The 25496-nt window shown below is 39.2% G+C and carries 22 protein-coding genes; 20 read left to right on the top strand and 2 right to left on the bottom strand.

Features of this window, described 5'->3' with window-relative positions:
- Window positions 1–129: 129 nt before the first annotated feature.
- From AC13DA_RS08065 to AC13DA_RS07970, 20 genes are all read left to right on the top strand, one after another.
- Window positions 130–1701: a lipopolysaccharide biosynthesis protein gene (locus AC13DA_RS08065; RefSeq protein ID WP_482945881.1), complete on the top strand. Its 1572-nt coding sequence runs from the start codon at window positions 130–132 to the stop codon at window positions 1699–1701.
- Between the two features lie 35 nt (window positions 1702–1736).
- Complete coding sequence (locus tag AC13DA_RS08060) at window positions 1737–2885, top strand: glycosyltransferase family 4 protein (protein WP_482945880.1); 1149 nt, start codon at window positions 1737–1739, stop codon at window positions 2883–2885.
- A 2-nt stretch (window positions 2886–2887) separates the two neighbouring features.
- Window positions 2888–3787 (top strand): NAD-dependent epimerase/dehydratase family protein, encoded by a 900-nt coding sequence (locus AC13DA_RS08055; RefSeq protein ID WP_482945879.1) that lies wholly within the window; start codon window positions 2888–2890, stop codon window positions 3785–3787.
- A gap of 3 nt (window positions 3788–3790) precedes the next feature.
- On the top strand, window positions 3791–5197 hold the full coding sequence (locus AC13DA_RS08050; RefSeq protein ID WP_482945878.1) for a hypothetical protein: 1407 nt from the start codon (window positions 3791–3793) through the stop codon (window positions 5195–5197).
- 245 nt (window positions 5198–5442) lie between these two features.
- Window positions 5443–5799, top strand: a complete 357-nt coding sequence (locus AC13DA_RS08045; RefSeq protein WP_482945877.1) for an acyltransferase — start codon at window positions 5443–5445, stop codon at window positions 5797–5799.
- Window positions 5800–5845: 46 nt separating this feature from the next.
- On the top strand, window positions 5846–6277 hold the full coding sequence (locus AC13DA_RS08040; RefSeq protein ID WP_482945876.1) for a heparan-alpha-glucosaminide N-acetyltransferase domain-containing protein: 432 nt from the start codon (window positions 5846–5848) through the stop codon (window positions 6275–6277).
- A 795-nt stretch (window positions 6278–7072) separates the two neighbouring features.
- Entirely contained in the window at window positions 7073–7870 is a 798-nt protein-coding gene (locus AC13DA_RS08035; protein WP_482945875.1) for a 2OG-Fe(II) oxygenase, read from the top strand.
- A gap of 105 nt (window positions 7871–7975) precedes the next feature.
- Entirely contained in the window at window positions 7976–8965 is a 990-nt protein-coding gene (locus tag AC13DA_RS08030) for a glycosyltransferase family 2 protein (RefSeq protein WP_482945874.1), read from the top strand.
- Window position 8966: 1 nt separating this feature from the next.
- Window positions 8967–9491: a serine O-acetyltransferase gene (locus tag AC13DA_RS08025; RefSeq protein WP_482945873.1), complete on the top strand. Its 525-nt coding sequence runs from the start codon at window positions 8967–8969 to the stop codon at window positions 9489–9491.
- Entirely contained in the window at window positions 9488–10006 is a 519-nt protein-coding gene (locus tag AC13DA_RS08020) for a serine O-acetyltransferase (protein WP_482945872.1), read from the top strand. The genes AC13DA_RS08025 and AC13DA_RS08020 overlap by 4 nt, the downstream gene beginning before the upstream one ends.
- Window positions 10007–10008: 2 nt before the next feature.
- Complete coding sequence (locus tag AC13DA_RS08015; protein WP_482945871.1) at window positions 10009–10992, top strand: glycosyltransferase family 2 protein; 984 nt, start codon at window positions 10009–10011, stop codon at window positions 10990–10992.
- Between the two features lie 51 nt (window positions 10993–11043).
- Window positions 11044–11967 carry a glycosyltransferase family 2 protein gene (locus AC13DA_RS08010; protein ID WP_482945870.1) on the top strand — a complete coding sequence of 308 codons (924 nt, stop codon included), beginning with the start codon at window positions 11044–11046 and terminating at the stop codon, window positions 11965–11967.
- Window positions 11968–11979: 12 nt separating this feature from the next.
- Window positions 11980–13209 (top strand): glycosyltransferase family 4 protein, encoded by a 1230-nt coding sequence (locus tag AC13DA_RS08005; protein WP_482945869.1) that lies wholly within the window; start codon window positions 11980–11982, stop codon window positions 13207–13209.
- The gene (locus AC13DA_RS08000) at window positions 13210–13926 is read left to right on the top strand and encodes an ElyC/SanA/YdcF family protein (RefSeq protein WP_482945868.1); all 717 of its coding nucleotides are present in this window, start codon (window positions 13210–13212) and stop codon (window positions 13924–13926) included.
- A 45-nt stretch (window positions 13927–13971) separates the two neighbouring features.
- The gene (locus tag AC13DA_RS07995) at window positions 13972–14580 is read left to right on the top strand and encodes an acyltransferase (protein ID WP_482945867.1); all 609 of its coding nucleotides are present in this window, start codon (window positions 13972–13974) and stop codon (window positions 14578–14580) included.
- A 74-nt stretch (window positions 14581–14654) separates the two neighbouring features.
- Window positions 14655–15719 (top strand): WecB/TagA/CpsF family glycosyltransferase, encoded by a 1065-nt coding sequence (locus tag AC13DA_RS07990; RefSeq protein ID WP_482945866.1) that lies wholly within the window; start codon window positions 14655–14657, stop codon window positions 15717–15719.
- 8 nt (window positions 15720–15727) lie between these two features.
- On the top strand, window positions 15728–17281 hold the full coding sequence (gene xrtD / locus AC13DA_RS07985) for a VPLPA-CTERM-specific exosortase XrtD (RefSeq protein WP_284450656.1): 1554 nt from the start codon (window positions 15728–15730) through the stop codon (window positions 17279–17281).
- Window positions 17282–17290: 9 nt separating this feature from the next.
- Window positions 17291–19681, top strand: a complete 2391-nt coding sequence (locus tag AC13DA_RS07980) for a tetratricopeptide repeat protein (protein ID WP_482945865.1) — start codon at window positions 17291–17293, stop codon at window positions 19679–19681.
- 30 nt (window positions 19682–19711) lie between these two features.
- Window positions 19712–21109: a mannose-1-phosphate guanylyltransferase/mannose-6-phosphate isomerase gene (locus tag AC13DA_RS07975; protein WP_482945864.1), complete on the top strand. Its 1398-nt coding sequence runs from the start codon at window positions 19712–19714 to the stop codon at window positions 21107–21109.
- Between the two features lie 9 nt (window positions 21110–21118).
- Window positions 21119–22606, top strand: a complete 1488-nt coding sequence (locus AC13DA_RS07970; protein WP_482945863.1) for a phosphomannomutase — start codon at window positions 21119–21121, stop codon at window positions 22604–22606.
- Between the two features lie 31 nt (window positions 22607–22637).
- Here the strand turns inward: AC13DA_RS07970 and AC13DA_RS07965 are convergent, their stop codons facing one another.
- Window positions 22638–25037, bottom strand: a complete 2400-nt coding sequence (locus tag AC13DA_RS07965; RefSeq protein WP_330110223.1) for a PAS domain S-box protein — start codon at window positions 25035–25037, stop codon at window positions 22638–22640.
- Window positions 24971–25240: a hypothetical protein gene (locus AC13DA_RS07960; RefSeq protein ID WP_482945862.1), complete on the bottom strand. Its 270-nt coding sequence runs from the start codon at window positions 25238–25240 to the stop codon at window positions 24971–24973. Before AC13DA_RS07960 ends, AC13DA_RS07965 begins: the two co-directional genes overlap by 67 nt.
- Window positions 25241–25496 lie beyond the last annotated feature (256 nt).

Raw genomic sequence — 25496 nt, 5'->3', positions numbered from 1 at the left:
TTCTCGCACTAGAAAATTGATTGTTAAAAGTTCTTTTAATTCTGGAATGTCTGTTTTTATCTGCTCTTAAATTTGTATATATACTGATATCTAGAACTAGCACCATTCTTCTATTGGATTTAAATGTAAATGACCGGTATTGAAATCAGCAAGAAAATCATCATTATAAACTCAATAAGTTCAGCTCTAGCGCTGCTTATAAATATGTCGGTGCTGATTTGGCTTCAACAATACCTTTTAAATCATATTTCAGCTAGTGAATATAGCCTGATCCCTATAGTGTTGTCAGCAATGGCATTTGCACCGCTTTTAACTACTGTCTTGACAGGTGGACTGTCAAGGTTTGTTACGGCGGCTTATGCTAAAGGTGATTTGGAGCAGGTAAGTACGATATGTTCGACCATGTTTCCCATATTGTTACTGGCTGGGGTATTCTTTCTTTCAGTGGGTTGCTGGGTTGCTTGGCATATTGATTCTTTTCTTAAGATAAGTCCTGAATATTTAACAGACGCCAAGCTAATGCTTGCACTAATGGTTTTTTCAACTGCCATTAGGCTTCCTTTATCTACTTTTTTGTCTGGCTTTATGGTTAGACAGAAACTAGTTTGGCAAGACTTGATAGATATTACATGTAATGTTTTTCGAATTATTTTGCTATTTATTCTTCTATTTGGTCTAAGCACGAAAGCTTTATGGGTTACCGTTGCATTAGTTTGTAGTGAACTTTTAAATTTGGCTATTTCCACCCCTATTTCTTTAAAGTTGTTACCGGCGCAAAAAGTTTCGTGGAAAAAGTTCAAAAAAACTCTAGCTAGAGAGATTACGTCCTTTGGTAGTTGGTGGTTTATTGGTAGTCTCGCTGATGTAATAAAAAAAGCGATGGATCCATTAATTCTCAACCGTTTTTCGACAGCTGTAGAGGTGACTATATTTTATGTGGCTGACTTGGTCCCCAGAACCATGATCCAAATTCTTACACCGATTAGTAAACCATTCTTCCCTGTGCTCGCAGGGATGGTCGCTACAGAAGATTATACAAGATTGAGAAATACCTACACCAGGACATCTCGATACCATACTTGGGTTGTTTTAATGATAGCTATTCCTGCAATGAGTTTTAGTACTGAACTAATGCATCTCTATCTGAATGGTAAATATGATGATGCGGGTGGAGTAATGAGCATTCTATTGGGTGTAAGTATAATGAATGCATTAAATGCATTAGGCTCTGCTGTTGCTCTAGCTTCTGGTGATATGAGGGGGCTGTCCCTTCGAGTAATAATTATTCAAGCCACAAATTTGCTTTTGACTTTTCTTTTCGTTGTGTATTTTGAGCAAGGCGCTTATGGTTCAGCTTATGCGTCCATTATTGCTGTGGTGATACTTGACATAGCATTAAAATGGCCTTTTTGTCGTAGACTCGCGCATACTCCTTTTTTATATTGGTTCAAAGAGACTGTATTACCTACTTTTGTTCCAGCAATTCCAAGCTTTATTTTTTGCTTAATTGTTAAGTTATTTATCGATATTAATAGTTGGTTTATGCTTTTAACAGTTTCAGCAATAAGCGCTATTATCTATATTTGTTTTATAGTTCAATATGGATTGAGAGAACAAGATAAGGTTGATTTATCGCGTTTGTCAGATGTGGCAAGAGTACCATTACCTCTTAGGAGATTACTTAAGCATCTAGCAAGTTAATTACTAAATATAATTTAAAGAAGAAGCTATTAAGGATGAAAACTGAACAAAAAAGTGTATTAGCTTATTTGCCACATCATGTGAAGTCTTATGGGATTGGTTATGCTGCTCATTCAATTGCTATGAGGATGAATTCAAACTCCTTAGTTTCAGAACTATTATCAGTTAAGTCAGATTTTGCCCAGCTTGATAGACATGTTAAGGAATCATATCCAATTAATTGGTTATATAAGTTAGCTGTTCGATTTCACGACGAGCAGCATTTAATAAAAAAGTCCGAGCGTATATTAAGAAAAATTTCTGATAATTATTCCGTATTGCATTTGTGGCCAGGAAGTTCATTAGAAACGGTTAAATATATAAAAAATAATGGTGTTAAGTTAATAATAGAAAATATCAATTGTCATCATAAATCCTCAATTTCTATATTAAATGATGAATATAAACGGATAGGACTGGATGACAGCTATAATATCCCTGAGTCGAAATTAATATCCGAAAACGCTATTTTAGATCATGCAGACTTTATTTTTAGTCCTAGTCCGCAAGTGACAAAATCTCTTGTGGAGGCTGGCATTTCTCTTGAAAAGATATTAAGCACTTCTTATGGGCTTGATACTGATGACTTAGTATCAACAGTTGGAATAGAGAGTAAAAGCCATAATGAGTTCACAGCACTATTTGTGGGTAGTGTTATTCCTAGAAAAGGGGTTCACCTTCTTCTGGAATACTGGCAAGCATCTAAGATTAAAGGAAAACTGAAGATTATAGGTAAAGTTGATAGCGTTATGAAGCCTATCCTAGCAAAATATGAAACTGATCCATCAATAGAGTTTATATCTTTTACGAACGATTTAAAATCTCATTACTCAACTGCCGATGTGTTTCTTATGCCAAGCTTAGAAGAGGGAAGCCCACTTGTGACTTATTTAGCGATAGGGGCTGGGGTACCATGCTTAGTTTCCCCTATGGCTGGCGAAGGTATCATTAGAGAAAATATCGAAGGTTATATTATCGAGCCTCATAATAAGTTAGGTTGGATAGATAAATTGCAAACGATCTATGAAGATAGACAAATAAGAGTTAATTTAGCACTTGCTGCTAGGCAGCGGGCTCAAGAGTTTTTATGGACCAATGTAGCAGCTAAGAGAGCTCAGCAAATTCTAACTAAAGTGATAAGCTAATTGTGAATGTTTTAATATTGGGTGGGACAGGTTTTCTTGGGAGCCATGTAACTGATGCCATCGTTGCCCAGGGACATAATGTTCGTTTATTTGATAAATCAGTTATCGAACGCGGTGATGTAGAATTTATTAACGCCGATTTCTCAGACAGAATGGCTTTATCAGAAGCATTGATAGGTATTGATGTCGTCATTCATATGATCAGTACATCGGTGCCAAGTACATCTAATCATGATCCAATTAGTGATATAAATGGTAACTTAGTAAACACTGTAAATCTTTTGGACTTGATGCGGCAGTCAGATGTATCCAATCTTGTCTATTTCTCTTCCGGCGGAACCGTTTATGGTATTCCTGACTATTCACCGATGGATGAAAGTCATAAAACAAATCCGATTTGCAGCTATGGTGTCGTTAAGCTAGCAATAGAAAAATATCTCTATATGTACCATTCTTTATATGGGATAAGCTCAACTATTTTAAGGCCATCTAATCCTTATGGCCCTGGGCAGAAACGAATGGGGGTCCAAGGGTTCATTGGTACCTGCCTTAAAGCAGCAGTTAACAATTCAAAGCTGACTGTTTGGGGCGATGGCAGTGTTATTCGTGATTATATTTATGTATCAGACATGGTAAGTGCAACCATCAAGGCGATGGAGCTACTGCCTCAGGGAATTTTTAATATAAGTAGTGGGGAAGGATACTCAATTAATGAAATTATTTTGGCGGTTGAAACATTAATCCAAAGAAAAATAAATGTTGAATATCAGCAACATCGAAACTTTGATGTGCCAGAAATGATTCTTGATAACAGCAAAGCGATTAAAACCTTAGATTGGAACCCATTAGTCAGTCTTGAAACTGGCTTGACACAATCTTTAATTTTTTTTGAAGATCACTAACTGATGCCTAATTTTTTTGCTTATTTTGCTATATGTTTTTGGCCTTTAGTTATTATTTTCCTGATTCGACGTTATGGGTATGGAATAGGCAGCTTTCTGAGTTATCTCTTGGGATATATGTTTTTGCCGGCATCTTTTGCTATCAATCTGCCGGGAATGCCATCGCTTGATAAATTTACCATAACCAGTATCACGATTATTATCTATTTTTTAGTGAGCGGGAAACGATTAGGCTTTCATTATCTAAATAAACCGATGATGGTTGTTTTTTTTAGCTTTATGGTTGCTCCATTTTTTACTTCACTCACTAACAAATCCCCATATTTATTTATGCCAGGCTTATCAATGTATGATGGGTTAAGCCAATCAATAATGGGGTTCTTGTATTTCTTTCCCTTTTTTATTGGAATAAGCTTTTTCCGTGATGAAATAAATCAAGTAAAGTTATTTCAGTATTTAAGCATAGCAGCCTTTTTTTATGCGTTTTTAGCCTTGTATGAGATAAGAATGAGTCCACAATTACACGTGGACTTATATGGTTATTTTCCACATTCATTTCTACAGCAATACCGTGAGGGCGGTTTCAGGGCTGTCTTATTTATGGGGCATGGGCTTTTGGTCGCCATGTTTCTGGCTCTTGGGTTTGGAACAATGGGGATTCTGAGAAAAGCTAAAATTAGAATCTTTAACTTTAGTACAAACCTTGCGATAACATTACTTCTTATTACTCTAGTTTTATCCAAAAGCTATGCGTCATTTGTTTTTGCATTATTTGTCTATCTATCAATCCACTTTATTAATACAAAATGGATACATCGTGCATCAGCAATGATTGCAATTATGTTTATTACCTATCCATTTTTAAGTACGGTGAATTTATTTCCTCATGATGGAATCGTTAAATTCGCAGAATATTTTAGTAAAGATCGAGCTGGATCTTTGGAATTTCGCTTTAAGAACGAAAAAGCCTTACTTGCCCATGCGAATGAAAAATCATGGTTTGGTTGGGGGGGCTGGGGGCGAAATAGGATTTACGATGAAGAATCTGGAAAAGATATAAGCGTTACAGATGGAACATGGATTATTACATTAGGAACATATGGTTGGTTAGGTTTTTTATCTCGCTTCTTATTTATTGTCGTCCCGTTATTATATGCGTATAGAATACAGCGACGAACTCAAAATATCACTGAACGAGAGAAGCTTCTCCTTGCCGGGCATTCTCTTCTTGTATCAATTATTTTATTAGATCAGATTCCAAATTCCTCACTCAATTCACTCTACTGGCTTATCGTTGGCAGTTTGTTTGGACGGGTTCAGTCTATATCTGAGAAGCCAAAGAGTTCTGATTTCACTTTAAAAAAACCGAATCATGTGAATGCCGAACATCAGGGAGCGTATATAAAGTAATGAAAAAAATCATAAATTACATCGTGATGACAACTGGCAGGTTTAAAAAGGTTTGGCTTAAAGTTTATAAACCATCTGGTGAAGAATATGCTGATTATTTACGGAAATAGGGAAAGTTTTACGCTATAGGTGAACACTGTGCGATATACCCATACACAAATATTACCGATCCAGAATATGTTTTAATTGGGAATAATGTAAGGTTATCGAACTGTACTGTTCTTGGCCATGATGCTTCTGTTGTTATGTTAAACCGAGCCTTTGGTACAAATCTAGATAGAGTCGGAAAAGTTGTTCTCAATGACAATGTCTTTGTTGGTCATGGGGCAATCATTCTTCCAGGAGTAACTGTTGGTCCTAATGCTATTGTTGCGGCTGGTGCAGTTGTTAGTAAAGATGTACCAGAGAATAGTGTTGTAGCCGGTGTTCCTGCTAGAGTTATTGGTGATGTAGATCTTCTGGTAAAAAAACTAGAATTAGAAACAAAGAAAGTGCCTTGGTATTCTTTGATTATTGAACGAGGGAATTGTTTTGACCCCAAAATCGAACCTCAATTAAAAGAGTTGAGAGTAAAATATTTTTTCTCTAAAGATAATAACTAGTCTGTTCAAATTTTAATATGGATCGTTTTTGTGGGGAGAGGGAGGAATGAAAAGATGGCAGTCACTGGATCTTTTAAGAGGGTTTGCCGTCATTTTTATGTTGGTTAATCACTCATTAGTACAATGGTTAAATAAATCTGACTTTAATTATGAGTATATAACCAGTATTAGCTTTATTAGTAGTTTCGCTCCTGTTTTGTTTTTCTTTGCAACTGGTGTGGGGTTTGGTCTTGCTCATGAGCAAGGACGACCAGCAGCAATACGGCCGCTTTTGATTAAAGTCATTATTTTGATTGTGGCAGATATTTTTATGCGAGGTGGTGACCTACATTCTTTTGGCTGGGATTTCCTAGCATTTATTGCATTTTCTATGCTTTTTCTTCATTTCTTTCGTGGGAGAAACAATGCCATAATTAAAGCTTTTATCTCCATATTAACCTTATTTATTATCAGATATGGCGTGGGGGGGCTATTATAGTGGACATTATAGCAATAACGATTGGATAGCTGTCATCATTGGAATAAAAGCTATAGACGGTGTCTCCTATTGGTTTACACCATGGTTAATATATCCTTTGATAGGCTTCATATATGGGGCGATGTATAAATTTCATAATGAAAAACATAAACGGTTATTGTTGCCATTAATTTCATTAATGCTAATGTCTGGACTAATAATTAGCTTCATTAGTTTTGTAATGAGTAATCATGGTTCTATCTACTTCAGATGGGGCACCGTATCTGTTAATTTCTTTATAGCTAGCATTGCTTGTCTCTTATTTTGCGTAGCCTTAGCTAATATAATCAGCGAGTTCTTCGCTATGAGATTTATTTCAACCAGTTTGTCTATGCAAGGAGTAAGTAGTTTAGCTATTGTCCCTGTTCATTATCTATTTCTAAACATCACAAATATCCTAGATGTGAAAATGAGTGCCGAGATATATTTATTTTCTCTTGCTCCGTGGTTAGTCGTTTGTTTTTATATTGCAAAGCGTACGGATTCTTTTGCAAAGTATTTGGCTTTGAAGCAGAACAATACATATATATTCTTTTTTTGTTTATGTATTCTTATTTTCGCTATTCTTTGTAGTACGTATCCAGAATTTAAGGGAGTATTTTTATTAATGTTTTTAGCACAATATTTATTATGCTTGATGTTGGCATTTTCTTATTCAAGAAAATACTCGAATAACACTAGGTGAAATTATTTTTTTAGAGTGATACATTTAAGATTCCATGGCGTAGCTGTTTTGAATTTTGATAAGGATTTTATATGTGGGAATTGGTTAACCCGATTAATGTTGAAGAATTCAAAAATAGGGTACAAAATGCACCGGAATTTCCCCATTTTTGTTTAGATGACTTTCTCAAGGAAGAGTTTGCTGAAGCAATATTTGAATCTTTCCCCGATTACCAGTATGCGCAAAAAGTTGGGCTAGAGTTTAAGGCAGTCAATGAGAAGAAAAAAGTTCAAATAACCGATTCCAAGCTATTTCCTCCCCCGATTAAACAATTGAATGACCTTTTAGCATCTGCTGAATTTGTCGAAATGCTGAGCTACGTTTTTGATATAGACTCACTTCAATCTGATCCGACCTTAATTGGTGGGGGCATACATCAAACTGACTCCGGAGGTCGCTTGGATGTTCATGTCGATTTTAACTTTGTTGAAAAGAATCAAATGCATAGAAGGCTCAATCTTCTACTCTATTTCAATAAAAATTGGAAAGAAGAATATGGTGGATATCTTGACCTATGGGATAAAGATGTAAAAAATAGAATAGGTTACTTTGAACCAAAGTTTAATCGCTTATGTGGCTTTGTAACGAGTGATATTAGTTTTCATGGAGTAACTCCAATTCATTGTCCTAAAGGTGTTGTAAGACAATCGTTTGCTACATACTATTACACAAAAGATGCACCAGAAGGGTGGGATGGTAAAAAGCATTCAACAATCTTTAAGCCAAGACCAGATGAATTTATCAGAGGGCATGTTTCTATGCCTATCGAAAAACTGGGCAAACGCTTTAAAAAAATCATCAATGCCATTAAATATAAACTTATTAGCTAGCTATATTAGTATTTTGTTCTGATTATTTTTAAACTTATGCCTGGAAATTTAATGTATTTAACACAGGCTGTCATTGCACTTTAAACTTTAGGCTGATAGTTAAAAATGGAAAGCAATTTAGAAACGTTTCGATTAGCCGTAAGTATTGTTAACTATAAATCATCGCAGCTGGTATGTAATCTTCTACCAACACTTATTTCTCAACTTGATCTAGATACTGATCGTATTATTATTATTGATAATAAGTCACCAGATAACTCTGTATCTGAAATACAAAGTTTTATAGACAGAAGTAATTGGCAGGAATTTGTGAAGCTTATTCCTGCTGAAGTGAATGGTGGATTTTCTTATGGCAATAATCTTGCGATAAAGACTGCAATAAATTTTTACAATAAAAAGCCATTATATGTATGGTTTGTGAATCCTGATACACAAATTAAATCAAATGCTTTGAAGGCCTTATTGGCTTTTTCTGACGAAAGCCCCAAAGTTGGGATAATTGGAAGTAGGCTTGAGAGTGAAAATGGTTCAGTTCAAGATTCCGCATTTAGATTTTGTAGCATTTCTAGTGAATTATTATCTTCATTAAGCATTGGTATTCTTAATAAAAAATTTCAGCGTTACCTTGTCAGCCTGCCTGAAATGCCGGATACGAGCATTGAATGTGATTGGGTTGCTGGTGCCAGTATGTTTGTCCGATATAGAGTGTTTGAAAATGCAGGAATGATGGATGAAACGTACTTTCTCTACTTTGAAGAAACGGATTTTTGTTTACAGGCTAAAAGAGCTGGATGGGAATGTTGGTATGTACCAGAAAGTCGTGTTTTGCATTACGTCGGACAAAGTACTGGAATTGTAAGTGGGGATGTTCAAAGAAGAAGACGTCCTAAGTACTGGTTTCAGTCCAGACAACATTATTTTATAAAAAATCATGGCATTATCTACACGATGTTTGCTGACTTAGCGTGGGGACTTGGGTTTAGCTTATTACAGCTTCGATATCTGATACAGGGAAAGAAAGGAACTGATCCCGAATACATGCTCAGAGATTTTTGGCGAAATAGCATTTTTTTGTCATGGTTGGATAGGTTCTAACATGGTTTTCTCTAATATCAGGGATGACCGTGAAGCAAATAATAGAGCGATTAACCATGCTGGTTTTAGAACATTAATTGTTTATCGCTTTGGCCGCTGGCGTATGTCTGTTCAGCCTCGTTTCTTAAGAGCTGGGTTGAGTCTGATATATCGAATGTTGGAAAGGCATGTCCGATTTAAGTATGGCATAGAATTACCTTACACAGTAGAACTAGGTAAAAGAGTTGTGTTTGAACATCAACACGGCATTGTGATTCACGGTCAGGCCAAAATTGGTGATGGGTGTATTATTCGCCAGGGCGTCACTATTGGAAACAAAAGTCTTGACGCACCACATGATGCGCCGATTATCGGCAATTATGTGAATATTGGCGCTGGAGCTAAAATACTCGGTAAAGTGACTATTGGACATCATGCCAGTATTGGTGCCAATGCTGTTGTAACACGTGACATACCTGATTATGCTGTTGCTGTTGGTATTCCTGCGGAGGTAATAAAAATAAAAGTCAGAAGTGAGGAGATATGAATAATATCTCATCTGACATACCTGACTGGACACGTGAAAAGCTTGGATCTTTTTGGTCACCTTCAAAAAAATTATTATGTGCAATACGGGATTATCAGAGATATACAGCCAAAACAGGGTTTTTGAATAAATTATTAAAAAAACTTGCTGTTTTACGTCACAGGTTCTGGACGGTGATTACTGGAGCTGATATTCCATTGAATTGCCAGATAGGTGGCGGTGTGTTGATGCCGCATCCAAATGGGATTGTTATTCACTCTGCAGTTATCATTGGGCCTAATTGCCTGATTCATCAGCAAGTCACGATTGGTGTTAAGTCTAGCAATGACGGTGCACCTAAAATTGCAGGGCATGTGGATATTGGGGCAGGTGCAAAAATAATCGGGCACATCACTATTGGCAAACATGCTCAGATTGGTGCTAATGCAGTAGTAACGAAAGATGTTCCAGACTTTGCTATTGTTGCTGGTGTTCCAGCAAAGGTCATTGGTTCTACAAAAGAAATGGATAGTTGATTTTGAATAACAATTCGATAGGTGCTGTTGTTATAGGTCGAAATGAAGGCGAGCGCCTGAGAGTTTGTCTCGAGTCAATTAGGGAACAGTTGAAATATGTTACCTATGTAGACTCGGGCTCTACAGATTCTAGTGTCGAATTAGCCCAGTCATTAGGCGTTCATGTAGTTAATCTTGACCTTACTATTCCATTTACCGCTGCACGAGCTCGTAATGAAGGGGCAAAAGCTTTACTAAAGATCAACCCACAAATTGAGTTTATTCAGTTTGTCGATGGTGACTGTGAGGTTCAAGCTGATTGGCTAGACAAAGCATATGCTTTTCTTAAAGAATCAGATCCTTATGCGATCGTTTGTGGAAGACGCCGGGAACGCTATCCAGATGCTTCGGTATTTAATCAACTTTGTGAGATTGAATGGAATACGCCTGTCGGTGATGCAAAGTCTTGCGGTGGTGATGCTCTGATAAGAGTTAAAGCATTCCAGCAAGTGAATGGCTATAACGCAAGTCTGATCGCGGGTGAAGAGCCAGAAATGTGTTTTCGTCTACGTCAGCAGGGTTGGAAAATTAGGCGTTTAGATGTTGAAATGACACTGCATGACGCTGCTATGACTAAAGTCTCACAGTGGTGGAAACGTCATAAAAGAGCTGGTCACGCTTATGCTGAATCGTTTTATCTTCATGGTGGTACTCAAGAGCTGTTTAGATATAAAGAAGTCAGAAGTAATATTTTTTGGTCGCTCCTTTTACCTACAGTGCTCTTGTTCTCATTATGGCAGCCGTTGATGTTATGGCTTTTGTTTGTATATCCGCTGCAAATATTAAGGCTGACAATACGTGACAAGAGCAAGTATGCTTCGATTTCACTATCTTTTATTGTTGCCTGTTCAAACGTATTATCTAAATTTCCACAAACATTAGGCATCATGACGTTTTATAAAAACTTTTTAACAGGTAAACGACAGAAAATCATCGAATACAAATAACTCTCAGATTCGACTGAATTTCCGACTACTTAAATATAATGAGAATAATTTATGAGTTATCTACTGGTTTCACCGTGTCGCAATGAATCTGACTATATGCGGATAACATTGGATAGTGTCGTGAATCAGTCCATCCAGCCTGATCTATGGGTGATTGTTGATGATGGTTCTACTGATGCGACGCCACAAATTTTGGCTGATTACGCAGAGAAATATCCATTTATCAAAGTGATAACACGTGAGAATCGAGGCCATCGTAGTGTCGGTCCTGGTGTGATCGAAGCCTTTTATTATGGCTATGATCAGGTGGATGTCAGTCAGTTTGATTTTATCTGTAAGTTTGATCTGGATTTAGATTTACCCCCACGTTATTTTGAGATTTTGATTGACCGCATGAAACAAAATCCACGTATTGGTACATGCAGTGGTAAAGCGTATTTCAGAGATAAAAAATCTGGTGAGCTCATTAGTGAAAAATGTGGTGATGAGATGTCCGTTGGTATGACAAAGTTTTATCGCCGAAGCTGTTTTGAAGAAATTGGTGGCTTTGTACGCCAAGTGATGTGGGATGGAATCGACTGTCATAAGTGCCGTCAATTGGGGTGGATAGCGGTGAGCTGGGATGAACCTGATTTAAAATTCATTCATCTAAGACCTATGGGCTCAAGCCAGAAGGGAATATTTACCGGGCGTATGCGTCATGGGTTTGGTCAGTATTTTATGGGAACTGGACTGATTTATATGACCGCTTCCTCGATCTTCCGTATGTTGCATCCTCCTTATTTTCTTGGTGGTGCTGCTATGTGGTGGGGATATGTGAAAAGCATGCTGACCCGGCAGCCACGCTTTGCTGACAAGCCACTTGTTACGTTTATTCGTCATTACCAATGGCAATGTCTTGTCAAAGGGAAAGCTGAAGCAACTCGACAGTTAAACGAACAACAAACAGTTGTTTGGCAACAATCTCACGGTTAGAAGGGAATACGTTTGAAACTGGCATATCTGGCACCTGAGATTCCTGCGTTATCCGCCACATTTGTATATAACGAAATTCTGGCGTTGACTGAACTAGGCCACGAGATAATACCGTTCTCTGTGCATAAACCGATCATGCCAGCCACTGATCAACACCTTGATGAATTGAGGTCGAAGGTTATATACCTTTATGCGATGCCAAAAAAGACTGTTTTTTTTAGTCATCTCAAACTACTGACTAAAAAACCTATTCACTACATCAAAGCACTTAGTGAGTGTGTGAAAGATATGTTCCAAGTGAACATTCTATCGCGTGATGCACGAGGTCTTTTTTATCGCTTCTTCTATGCAGCTAAGCTGGCACAAGATTTATTAGACAATGATATTCAGCATTTACATGTGCATTTTGCACATGTGCCCACTGATATTGCGATGTATGCCAGTATGCTTTCAAGTATTCCTTTCAGTGTAACAGCTCATGCCAACGATATATTTGAGCGTGGTTTATTGTTAGATAAAAAGGTCGAAAGGTCAGGTTTTTTTGCCACAATTTCTGATTTTAATCGTCACTACATTCAGCAGACCTATCAAGTTGATCCTGGTAAATTAGAAATTATTCGCTGTGGCGTAGATAGCCGTGTGTTCACTCGCAAGACTTCAATCGCATTATCAGATCCTGTTCGGATCGGTGTGGTCGGCAGGTTGGTAGAAAAAAAAGGCATTGATACGCTTATTTCTGCTCTAGCTATTCTGCAAACTCAATTTTCTGATTTTAAAGTGGAGATTGCTGGTTCAGGTCCACTGGAAGAGCAATTAAAACAGCAAGTCAACCAACTTGAGCTGACCGATAAAGTTACATTTTTAGGGGCATTACCTCACGATCAGGTGGTTAAATTTGTTACTGGATTGGATTTGTTTGTCTTACCCTGTAAAAAAGACAAACAGGGTGATATGGATGGTATCCCGGTCGTGCTGATGGAAGCTATGATGGTGGGGACGGCCGTTATATCCGCAAAGATTTCAGGTATTCCTGAGCTGGTGGTTAATGAACAAACCGGTATGCTGATTGAGCCTGACAACAGCGAACAATTGGCTGTAGCGATGCTCGGGCTAATAAAGGACGAGGCTTTAAGGACGACACTGATCAGTAATGCTGAGAAAAAAGTTCAACAAGAGTTTGCACAGGATATCAACGCCAGGCGTTTGCAGACATTATTTACTGAAACAATCGGTCGTTTTTAGATGCAAAAACAGGGACGGTTTTTCAGACGACGATATATTCTTGTTCCTACGCTATGGACAGTGATTATTACTATATTGTTATTGCTTAGCATAACCGTATTTCTTGTAAACAATGTTGCGTTCTTTTTAGCGAAACAAGAGCCAGTTGAAGCTAATATTCTAGTGGTAGAAGGCTGGCTTGAGCCAGCCGCACTCAGTCAGGCTTACACTGAATATAAAACAGGTCATTATGATTTTGTCATTACTACCGGTGGCCCTGAAGCAAGAAATTTTACCGACCAGTTCGATTCATATGCCGAACAATCGGCATATCAGCTAGCCTTATTGGGGCTTGATGAGAATAAGTTACAGGTTGTTGCCACCCCAGCTTCTGCTCAGGATAGAACCTATTTAAGTGCCGTTATGGTGAGAAAGTTTATTGAGTCATCAATTGTCGGAGATAAAGTGATAGGCATTAATGTATTTTCTGCTGATGTTCACAGCCGTAGAACTCAGTTTTTATATCAACAGGCCTTTAATGCTTTGCCCATACCCATTGGTATTATCCGTGCTGTGCCTGAGGACTTCACTTTGCAATATTGGTGGCAAACCAGTGCCGGAGCCAAAACGGTACTGGTTGAATTAATCGGCTGGATTTATGCACATTGTTGTTTTGATTTACCAGCCAAGGATTCTCACCAAGAAATGTGGGGGAGGAACAATGAAACAAAAAGATAATAATGTTGGTTTATTTATTATTTCCAATTTTAGTGGGTGATATGTATGCTCAAAAAAATCATAAGAATGGTGGCATTCAAAACAGGCAGGCTTAAAAGTCTATATCTGAAAATTTGCAAACCTAGTGCTGCTGAATATTCAGAGTATATAAGGAAATGGGGCAATCTGTATCACATGGGAAAAGATGTAGTGTTATGGCCATATACAAATATAACTGACCCTGAATATACATCTCTTGGTGATAACGTAATGTTAACAAATTGCACAATATTGGGTCATGATGGCTCTATCGCTGTATTAAATAAGGCTTTTAATAAAAAGTTAGACTCAGTCGGTAAAGTGGATATTAAAAATAATGTTTTCGTTGGTCATGGAGCAATAATTTTACCTGGAGTTACCATTGGACCTAATGTTGTAGTTGGGGCCGGTGCTGTTGTAACTAAAGATATTGAAGAAGACTCTGTTGTAGTTGGTGTTCCAGCAAAAAAAATATCAACATTAGAGCAGTTTGTAGAAAAGTTGGAGAAACAAACCGATAGCTATCCATGGAATTATCTAATTCAGATGCGTGATGGAGATTATGACTTATCTATAGAACCAAAACTTAAAAAGATGAGACAGAAATTCTTTTTTCCAGAACAACTGGATCAGTAACAATGAAAATAGAGGCTAAGTTAGCCAAGAATTGCCCTAACCCTTCGAGAAACCGGAGGAAACAATTTGTTTTAATGGGGCTACCTTTTGATTTTGTCAGTATTGCTCAATCTGCAAAGCTAATTGAGCAAGCCATTTCATCTAACAAACGCTGTTTTCTATCGACGCCGAATATCAACTTCACGATTGCTGCACACGAGGATGAGGCTTTTTATCAATCTGTTGCTATTAGTGATTTGTCTGTCATTGATGGTATGCCTTTAGTGTGGTTAGCCAAGATAATGGGCTTACCTATCATGGAACGTGTAGCCGGCTCTGACTTATTTCAATTTTTGTCTGACACTCATCGACACCAACCGATACGTGTATTTTTCTTTGGTGGCGAACCAGGTGTTGCTGAACAAGCTCATGAGCAACTCAACAGTTATTCTAAAGGTATGGTGAGTGTCGGATTTTATGATCCTGGCTTTGTGAGCATTGAAGAGATGAGTCAAGACAACATTATTGAGAATATCAATGCCTCTCAAGCTGATTTTGTGCTTGTCGCGCTGGGTGCCAAAAAAGGTCAGGCCTGGATTATGAATAATATGGCGAAGCTAAACGCGCCAGTGATTAGCCATTTGGGGGCGGTGATTAATTTTGTGGCTGGTTCAGTTGTCAGAGCGCCTGAGAAATGGCGTAAATTCGGACTGGAATGGCTTTGGCGTATAAAACAAGAGCCAAACTTGTGGAAACGGTATGTAAAAGATGGCTGGAGTTTGAGTTGGTTATTACTGACAAAGCAACTTCCCTATTATTTTGTGAATAAAAAGTATAGGCGTGGTGTGAGTCAGGATAATGTCGTCAACTGGCAGCCAAACACATACACCTTATTTTTAGCCGGCTGTTTTCAGTCTGATAATCTTGAAAAATTAGATGCATTGATAAGTACCATGGTGCTAGCTAATCATTCTCAATTAAAGATCGATTTGTCTGGTGTTAGCTATATTGATAGTAAATTTATGGCGAAGTTATTGACACTTCAGGGCAAGCTTAATTTGGCAGGTTGTGATCTTATTGTTTTGAATCCCAAACAGAAAATAAAACGATTAATGTCATTAGCTGGTGTTTTAAAACGATTCAAGGTAATCTCAGGCTAATTCATTACATGAAACAGCAAGGAGCGGGCACAGTGTTAAGCTATCAAAAAGCAAGTGTATTTATAGTCACGCTTGTGTTGGCTTTTATCACCTATTGGGGGGGGATTGCTGAAGCATATACGCGGTGGAATACACAGGAAGAGTATAGTCATGGTTTCCTCATTCCATTGGTCAGTCTGTATATACTTTGGGAGAAAAAAGATCTGATTCTCTCATCGGTCACTCGGCCTATGTGGAGTGGCTATTTTTTAATTCTTCTCTCACTACTCGTATACATACTTGGAGAATTAAGCGCCTTATTTATTCTGATTCAATATTCCTTTGTTCTGACTCTGGTTGGCTTGTCCATGATTTTTCTTGGCAAAGCCAGTCGATATACACTTGCTCCTATCTTGCTACTGTTATTTGCCATACCTTTACCTTACGTCATTGAGGTTGTGCTGACGGCCAAATTGCAGTTGGTGTCATCCTGGTTAGGGGTTCAGGTCATTCGCCTTTTTGATATTCCCGTGTATCTGGAAGGGAATATCATTGATCTTGGCGTCTACAAACTTCAGGTGGTTGAGGCCTGTAGTGGTTTACGCTATTTATTCCCGTTGATGAGCCTTGGGTTTATTGCCGCTTATTTTTACCGTGCCAGCTTCTGGAAAAAAGCCGTCGTTTTTCTGGCAACCATCCCCATCACGATTTTGATGAACAGTTTCCGAATTGGTGTGATTGGCGTGCTGGTGGATAACTGGGGTATTGCCCAAGCAGAAGGTTTTTTACATGATTTTGAAGGCTGGATTATCTTCATGGCCTGTGCTGGTCTGCTTGCATTGCTGATTTGGTTAATGGAAAAGCTGACAACGGGCTATTCGTTTGCCGATGTCTTCGGGGTAGAGCAATACAATAAAACCAAACCAATATTTTATGAAAATAATGCTTCGTCATCGGGTAATCTGATAATTTTTTCTCTGACAGTTCTCACCCTTTTATCCAGCTATGGTGTAACACACTATATTGATAATCGTCAGGAAATCATTCCAGAACATAATGCCTTAGTAAATTTTCCGATGAAACTGGATGAGTGGACAGGATATCAAATGCCTTTGGATGACAGGGTTGAGTCCAAATTGGCCATGACCGATTATTTATTAGCAAACTATCAAAATAAGCAGAAACAAACAGTCAACTTTTATGTGGCTTATTATGAAACGCAACGTAAAGGTGAGTCACCGCATTCACCACGCGTATGTATTCCTGGCGGTGGTTGGGAGATAGCTGCATTTGACCGAATCGAAGCGAATGGCCACCCCGCCAATCGTGTGATCATTAAAAAAGGCACACAAGAACAACTCGTGTATTACTGGTTCCAGGGGCATGGTCGTATTGTCGCGAATGAATACATTAACAAGTGGTATTTATTACAAGATTCAATCATTAAAAATAGAACTGATGGCTCATTGGTGAGAATGGTCACCATGGTGGCGGACAATGAAACAGTGGCGCAGGCAGAACAACGAATATTGTCGTTTATGCAGGTCGCCGAGCCAAAGTTAAAACAATATATTGCGGAATAAGGTAGGGATATGAAAGCGAGTAAAGGTTTATTGCTGGTATTGATGCTGGGGATGGCAGCGGGATGTGGAAGTTCTGCTGATAGTGCAGCGGATTATGTTGAAAGTGGTAACGAGTTTTTTGATAACGGGAATTATGACAAAGCTCGGTTAGAATATAAAAATGCTATTCAGATTGATCCCCGACAAGCAGAACCATACTATCGATTAGCCCTGTTAGACGAGCAAAGCAAAAACTGGAAGCAAATGTTTGCTAATCTGACCACGGTTGAACAGCTGGACCCCAACCATGTAGATGCTCAGATTAAACTTGGAAGACTTTACCTGCTGGGCGGTAAACTCGATGAAGCGATGACCAGAGCCGACAAAGCGCTGTCTTTAAAACCTGAGAGTTTTGATGGTCGAATTCTCAAAGCCTCTATCCTGGCTAAGGAGCAGAAGTTTGATCAAGCATCCAAACTGCTTACTGAAGTAGCAAAAGATTATCCTGATCATAAAGACATTCTGTCTTTAGAAGTTTTAATCCTGAAAGACAAAGGCCAGTTACCTGCCGCACTGGCAAAAGCTCAAGAGGCTGTTGAAAAATATCCTGAAGATCTGTCGTTGCGATTAATCGAATTAAGTCTTTATAACGAAATGAAAGACTACAAGGGTATGGCTAATGTCTATGAAGAGATTTTAGAGCGAAAGCCTGATGAACGCGAAGTGGTATTGTCTTACGCTAAACTTTTAGTCTCACAGTTGGATAGATATGACGATGCGCTAAACATCTTACAGTCTTTCCTGAAAAACCATCCTGATGACGCTGAAGCTCAGCAATTTTTACTGGGACTAATTAATCAGAAAAATCCTCAAGAAGCACTCACTAAACTGGACGAGATGATTAAAGCCGCACCCGAGAACTATGACTTGCGTTTTGCTAAAGCGGCCTTGTTAGATAAAAATGGTGATGTGGATGGTTCTGTCAGCGAACTTAACCGTATTGTTGAGGAAGACCCTCAGGGTATTAACGGAAATAAGGCGCGGGTGATGTTAGCGTCTTACTATGCGTCAAAACAGGATTTCAACAAGGCACGTGAATTAGCACAGGCGGTTCTTGATGTTGCTCCTGAGGAAAGTGGTGCATTGTTGGTCAGAGCCAAACTGGACTTAATCGATCAAAAGTATGATCAGGCAGTCACGGATTTAAGAACCGTATTAAGAAACTCGCCTGATTCTGATGAAGCTATGATATTACTTGCACAAGCCTATCAGAAACAAGGTTCTGAAGCTCTGGCAGAAGACAGCTTCCGACAAGCTTTAGCAGCCAACCCTTATAACGCAACTGCTGCATTAACAGTATCGAGTATGTTGGTTCAAGAAAGTAATTACGATAAGGCTGAACAAGTTTTGGTGACGGCTTTAGACAAAAATCCGACCAACGCTACATTGCTGCAACAACTGACAGAGGTCAGAATTCTTAAGAAAGACTGGAAAGCAGGCATTGAAACCATTGACCTTCTTAAAGACCAGCAAGGTGATACCTTACTTTCCCATTTATTATCTGGACAGTTATACGAAGGGCAGGGTGACTACGCGCTTGCCAAGGCCGAGTATGAAGCTGCTCTTGAGTTGGAACCTAATTCAAGTCGTGCAATGCAGGGACTGGCTACCAGTATGGAAGCATTGGATGAAAATGAACAACTAGAAAGTTATTTGAACAATTTCAACCAAAAATACCCTAATTCGATGAATGGTTATGCCACTCTGGCTATTCACTACTTTAGGGTCGACAAAGCGGAACAGGCTGTCAGTATTCTTGAGAAAAAAATTGCTGAACAGAAAAACTGGACGCTGGGTTACTCGCTCTTAACAGATTATTACTTACGTAATGACAAATTAAATGACGCTGCAAAGGTATTGAAACAAGCGGTTGATAATATAGATGACAATATCCGTTTTTCACTACAACTGGCTTCTATTGAAGAGTCGCGAGGTAATTATGGTGAAGCACGTAATTTGTATGATGCAATTCTGAAAAAGAATAATAATGTGGATATTGCTGCTAATAATTTAGCCAGCTTATTAACCGATCGGTTCGAGTCGCCAGAAAACTTGAACCGTGCGTTGGAAATCACCCAACGCTTTAAGTCTTCAACACAACCTTATTTTCTGGATAGTTATGGTTGGGTCAATGTAAAACTGAATAAGCTCGATGAAGCAAAACCCGTGCTGGAACAGGCGGTTTCATTAGAGCCGAATGTTGCGGTATTTAATTATCACCTCGGTGTTTTACATGCGAAACAGGGCAATGATGATTTAGCCAGACAATATCTGAACACGGCTAAGCAACAAGCATCACAAGATAATGATAGTACTTTAATGGCCGATATTGACACGGCATTGAGTGCACTAGATAACTAAAGCTATTAACTTGTTAAAGCGGAATTTTAAATGATACCTGTTGTAATGTCTGGAGGAAGTGGTACGCGTTTGTGGCCACTTTCACGTAAACATAAACCCAAACAATTTTTGAATTTGTTTGGTGATGACTCTATGTTTCAACAAACTATTCTTAGACTGAAAGGTTTAGATAGTGCATCTCCTATAGTGGTATGTAATGAGAGTCACCGGTTTATGGTGGCGGAGCAATTACTAGAAATTGGTATTGAATCTCCCAGTATCTTACTGGAGCCTGCTGGTAGAAATACAGCGCCTGCTATTGTGAGTGCTGCATTTCAAGCACTTTCTCGTGAACAGGATCCGGTACTGTTAGTTTTGGCTGCTGATCATGTCATCGCCGATATTGAAGCCTTTCATCAGGCAATAAAAGTTGCTGAACAGCAAGCATTAGCGGGAAATTTAGTGACATTTGGTATTGTTCCGAATTGTGCCCATACAGGTTATGGCTATATACAGGCTGAAGAAAAAGAGACGATTTCTGCAGTTAAACAATTTGTTGAAAAGCCAGATTTAGAAACCGCTGAGCAATACCTGGCCTCTGGCGAGTATTACTGGAACAGTGGGATGTTTATGTTCAAAGCTTCGCTATTGATCGAAGAAATGAACAAATTCAATCCTGATATCGTTGAAAAATGCCGTTTAGCCGTATCACAAAGTGAACAGGATTTAGATTTTGTCCGCTTGAATAAAACCGCTTTTGAAGCCTGCCCATCGGACTCCATTGATTATGCTTTGATGGAGAAAACCAATAAGGCCGTCGTCGTGCCGCTTGATGCTGGCTGGAATGATGTCGGCTCCTGGTCATCGTTGTGGGAGTGTTCACAACAGGATGAGAACAATAATGTACTGAAAGGCGATGTCGAAATACAGAATGTGAAAAACGCTTATATTCATAGCGAGCACCGACTTGTTTCCGCAATTGGTGTTGAAGATCTCGTAATTGTAGAGACGGCGGATGCGGTGATGGTCGCCAGTAAAGCACAGGCACAGGATATCAAAGATATCGTTGCAAAACTCAAATCACAATCACGCCCTGAAGCTGAAAATCATCGTCTTTGTTACCGCCCGTGGGGATATTATGATTCTATTGATTTGGGTGAACGGTTTCAGGTCAAGCGTATCCGAGTAAAACCGGGTGCATCACTTTCTCTGCAAATGCATCATCATCGTGCTGAGCATTGGGTGGTAGTCCAGGGGACGGCTGAAGTAACCAGAGATGATGAGGTTTTCTTACTTTCTGAAAATGAATCAACTTTCATTCCTGTCGGACAAAAGCATCGACTGCATAATCCGGGGCGAGTGCCTTTAGAAATTATTGAAATTCAATCCGGTGGCTATCTTGGTGAAGACGATATTGTTCGCTTCCAGGATAATTACCACCGCAACTAAACTATCGAGATGAAAATTCATATTGAACAATTGATGTCAGAATCTGGCGTCAAATTTGGTACCAGTGGTACCCGTGGTCTGGTTACTGATATGACAGATCGTGTTTGTTTTGCTTATACCGCAGCATTTTTGCAGCATCTGATTGCTGGTAATCAGATACAAACAGGTGATGAGTTCGGTATTGGTGGCGATCTGAGGTTAAGCAGTCCGCGTATTATGAATGCCGTGGCTAAAGCCTGCCAGTATTATGGTTTACGTCCCGTTAACCTGGGGTTTATTCCGTCTCCAGCGGTTGCTTTGTACGGTATCCAACATAAAATGCCGACCATTATGGTGACCGGAAGTCATATCCCTGATGACCGCAATGGCATGAAATTTAATTTGCCGATTGGGGAAATACTTCAGGCGGATGAACAAGCCATAAAACAACAGTTTGTTGATATTCCTGATGAGTTGTTTAATAACGACGGTCAGTTTATCAAACAAGATGATGTTTTTGCTGAGCCATCTTTATTAGCTGAAACGCTCTATATCGAACGCTTCTCACATTTTTTCCCAGAAAATTGCTTGTCAGGCATGACTATTGGTATTTACCAGCATTCTGCTGTGGGTAGGGATTTACTTCAACAGATTTTATCTGTGTTAGGTGCAAACACTATTTGTCTCGGGCGAAGTGATCAATTTGTATCAGTGGATACTGAAGCGATTCGTCCTGAAGATGTTCAACTTGCTCAACAATGGGCTTCTAAACATGAGCTGGATGCGATTGTGTCCACGGATGGTGATAGTGATCGACCGCTTATCAGTGATGAAAAGGGGCGTTGGCTTAGAGGTGATATTGTCGGTTTGTTAACGGCGATCTATCTTGCTGCTGATATTGTCGTGACCCCTGTAAGCAGCAACTCCGCTGTCAATGCTGACTTTTTTGAGCAGGTCATACGTACCCGAATAGGTTCACCTTATGTTATTTCAGCCATGCAAACGGCCGTCGCAGAATCAAAAAAACGTATTGTGGGTTATGAAGCCAATGGTGGTTTTTTACAGCAATCAGCCATTGAATTAGCAGGAAATACATTAAGCCCTTTGCCTACAAGGGATGCGGTTATCGTTATTTTAAGCGTGTTGTTATTGGCCAAACAACGACAACAGAGCGTGTCTGAACTGAATTCTTCTATGCCTGCGATTTACACCAGTAGTGATCGACTGAAAAACTTCGCACTGGAAAAAAGTCGTTTACTGCTTGAAACATTATTACCTGATAATGAGCTGAGTCGAGAGCAGGTTAAAAAGCTATTTCCATTCATGGGTGAGGTCAAAGCTGTTGATACAACCGATGGTGTGAGAATGTCTTTTGCTGATGATGAAATCATTCACATCAGGCCCTCTGGCAATGCCCCGGAACTGCGTTGTTACATTGAAGCCAGTCACGAAAAACGTGCAATAGCGTTAAACCAGCAGGCTTTAGACGCCATACAACACTGGGCAGGGTCAGTTTAACTTGTACCTGTTTAGGGTGACTCAACTGAGCTTAGTGTTTGATAGATTTTTCTATGGCTTGGTTGATAGTTTCAATTAACAGTTCAAAGTTAAGCGGCTTAGTCAGATAATAATCAAAACCTGCTTTCAAGCCTCTATCAATGTCTTCTCGCATGGCGTTAGCACTTAACGCAATTGTTTTGATATCGCGAGTGATGGCAGAACGTTTCAGGTCTTTTAATGCCTCGAAGCCATTTTTGCCTGGTAAGTTAATATCCATCAGAATAACTTGAGGCTCAAATTGTCTGGCTATTTCTAATCCTGATTCTGCATCGGCGGCGGTTAACAAAACAAATTGCGAGTACTGTCTAAAAAACCGCTGCATCAGGTTTAAGTTGGTAGGATTGTCTTCTATACATAACACTTTGATATGCTGAGTCTGCTCACCATCCAATTGATCAGACTGGTTATTTGCAGCTGATAATATCGAGCTATTGTTGACGGATGAGCGCTGAAGCTCTATCCAGAATGTCGATCCTATATCTCGCTTGCTTTCAAAGCCAAACCGTCCATTCATTAGCTTAATCAGTTCACGGCTAATAACCAGCCCTATTCCTGTTCCCTGTATATCAGAGGTGTCTTTATCAAGACGGTCAAAGGGCTCGAAAAGACGTTGCTGTAAATTCTCATCAATACCGTAGCCCGTGTCTTTGATAGCAATGCGTATCGAGTCACTATCCGTATGGCTGACAATAATTTCTATACTTCCATTAGGCTTATTGTATTTTGCCGCATTGGATAATAGGTTAAGCAATACCTGTTTTAATTTAATGTGGTCGGCACGGACAAATAGAGAAGAGGCTTGTTTTGGGTAACTTTCGGTAATACGTAAATCAAGCGCACTAAGTTGATTATGAATGAATGGTAAAATATGTTCGATGAGTGGTTTTAGTTCGACATCTTCCACTGAGACTGACATATGACCACTCTCTATACGTGACAGGTCAAGCACCTCATTGATTAATGACAGCAAATGATTACCTGAGCTTTCAATCATACTGACCGATTCGCGTTGATCATCATTTAACTTATCCATCTGTAACAGCTGAGAGAAACCGATAATGGCATTGAGCGGTGTTCTCAGCTCATGACTCATCTTGGCAAGAAACTCACTTTTAGCCTGATTAGCATGTTCAGCCTGCTGCATGGCTTTGATCAGTTCTTGCTGATATTGATAACGTTCAGAAATATCACGAATCACGCCGATATAAAATTTACGATGGCCAAACTGCATCGGGCTGACATTGAGTTCAATCGGAAATTGACTACCATCTTTCCTGCTCGCTGATAATGAGCGGGTCCGATGAATAATTTTCGGTTCATGTATATCAGCTTGTTTCAGATAATTATCATGTTTATGTCGCTGTTCTTCATCTATTAAAATAGATACCGGCTGGCCAATCAATTCGGCTTCCTGATAGCCAAATAGTAAACAGATGGCGGGATTGACCATGGTGATTCTTCCCTGATCATCGATGGTGACAAAACCATCATCTGTTTGTTTAATAATGGCATCTCGTTGTTGCAGTGAGACAATTTGTTGCTGGGTGGAACGGCGATAGAAATAGGTACCAAATGCCGTCATAAAAATGATAAACACAATACTGACAATGACGCTGAATAACAGCGAACGGTATAGTTTGTATACTTCGGAAACCTCTGTTTCTGTGACAATCCCCATATTGAGTTGCTCATCCCAGCGCCAGCTGCCGATGACTTTGACGCCACGATAATCACGATAGCCTTTCAGGTTGACTCCAGTTTTATGCTGAGTCAGCGACTTAGCCATCAGTGTCAATGGCATAGGGCTTTTCACTTTTTTGTCGGGTGACTCCAGTAAATCAAAACCGGGGTCACGGACTTCGAGTTTCAACTCAGTGAGCGGATTCGAAGCATCGATTAATCCTGCACGAATTAATTGGTTAGTAAATTTACTTTGGGTCAGCATCCGCCCTTGTTCATCTATGGCATAGGCTTGACCGGTTTGTCCGACCTGATTTTCATGAAAAGCCGGGTTAAACAGCTTGTCTGGATTAATTTCAAACGCAAAAAAAGCGACTGTTTTTCCCGCCCAATCATGGATAGGAGCAATAAATAACATGGTTGGTAAGGGATATTGATGACGTAACGTTGATTGCCATACGGATGAAGGCATAAATGGATGAGAGGTATAGACATCCTTTTTCGATAATGCAGCAAGAATATTATCTGGCAGGGTAATATTCTTTTCAGGCTTTGCGAAACCGCTGATGCCTGACAAAATCAACTCACCGTTGAGGTTAAATAATTTGTAGTCTCGGTAACCTTCATTGGTGATCGTTGCTTTCAGACTGCCATCAACGAGTTGATATAAATCCTGCTGCATCGCTCTGTTTTCGTGTTTATTAGCCAATAAACACTATTTCGCTGGTGATTGGTGAAAGATTGTTTGACTCTGTTAATGGAAGTAACTAATGCCGTATTTAGACGTGACGTGACATCCTCCTGAATCAGTGAGAATAAATGTGAAGCTGCCACACCAGCAGCTATTAAAGCCGCTAATAAAATGATGATCGCTACCACAACAGGTGTACTTAACCACTTATTCTTATTCACCTGAAATGATGCACCTTATTGTTTTTTTATCTGAGACATTGGTTGAATGGGAATTGAGCATTGCTCAAATCAAAGTAAGGCATATTCGAGCACAATCTATTCAGTTCTGTCCAGTCTCATAAGCTTGGTAAAAATCGTTATTTATCAAATATTGTGACTTCTCATCAGCGTTTTTAGTGTGTAGTATCAATCCTGATGATTGCGGTCATAGTTGATAATGCAATCAGGGGCATGAGCAGTGACGCAAGTCCCTCAT

It is taken from the genome of Methylophaga sp. F-2, assembly GCF_056859315.1.
Note: the sequence above shows the minus strand (reverse complement) of the source record. Positions and strands in the feature narration are given on the sequence as shown.

Bases quoted from the DNA above. Each gene is read 5' to 3' on its own strand.
- AC13DA_RS08065 (WP_482945881.1), top strand. From the start codon at position 130: ATGACCGGTATTGAAATCAGCAAGAAAATCATCATTATAAACTCAATA.
- AC13DA_RS08060 (WP_482945880.1), top strand. From the start codon at position 1,737: ATGAAAACTGAACAAAAAAGTGTATTAGCTTATTTGCCACATCATGTG.
- AC13DA_RS08050 (WP_482945878.1), top strand. From the start codon at position 3,791: ATGCCTAATTTTTTTGCTTATTTTGCTATATGTTTTTGGCCTTTAGTT.
- AC13DA_RS08045 (WP_482945877.1), top strand. From the start codon at position 5,443: ATGTTAAACCGAGCCTTTGGTACAAATCTAGATAGAGTCGGAAAAGTT.
- AC13DA_RS08040 (WP_482945876.1), top strand. From the start codon at position 5,846: ATGAAAAGATGGCAGTCACTGGATCTTTTAAGAGGGTTTGCCGTCATT.
- AC13DA_RS08035 (WP_482945875.1), top strand. From the start codon at position 7,073: ATGTGGGAATTGGTTAACCCGATTAATGTTGAAGAATTCAAAAATAGG.
- AC13DA_RS08030 (WP_482945874.1), top strand. From the start codon at position 7,976: ATGGAAAGCAATTTAGAAACGTTTCGATTAGCCGTAAGTATTGTTAAC.
- AC13DA_RS08025 (WP_482945873.1), top strand. From the start codon at position 8,967: ATGGTTTTCTCTAATATCAGGGATGACCGTGAAGCAAATAATAGAGCG.
- AC13DA_RS08020 (WP_482945872.1), top strand. From the start codon at position 9,488: ATGAATAATATCTCATCTGACATACCTGACTGGACACGTGAAAAGCTT.
- AC13DA_RS08010 (WP_482945870.1), top strand. From the start codon at position 11,044: ATGAGTTATCTACTGGTTTCACCGTGTCGCAATGAATCTGACTATATG.
- AC13DA_RS08000 (WP_482945868.1), top strand. From the start codon at position 13,210: ATGCAAAAACAGGGACGGTTTTTCAGACGACGATATATTCTTGTTCCT.
- AC13DA_RS07995 (WP_482945867.1), top strand. From the start codon at position 13,972: ATGCTCAAAAAAATCATAAGAATGGTGGCATTCAAAACAGGCAGGCTT.
- AC13DA_RS07990 (WP_482945866.1), top strand. From the start codon at position 14,655: ATGGGGCTACCTTTTGATTTTGTCAGTATTGCTCAATCTGCAAAGCTA.
- xrtD (WP_284450656.1), top strand. From the start codon at position 15,728: ATGAAACAGCAAGGAGCGGGCACAGTGTTAAGCTATCAAAAAGCAAGT.
- AC13DA_RS07980 (WP_482945865.1), top strand. From the start codon at position 17,291: ATGAAAGCGAGTAAAGGTTTATTGCTGGTATTGATGCTGGGGATGGCA.
- AC13DA_RS07975 (WP_482945864.1), top strand. From the start codon at position 19,712: ATGATACCTGTTGTAATGTCTGGAGGAAGTGGTACGCGTTTGTGGCCA.
- AC13DA_RS07970 (WP_482945863.1), top strand. From the start codon at position 21,119: ATGAAAATTCATATTGAACAATTGATGTCAGAATCTGGCGTCAAATTT.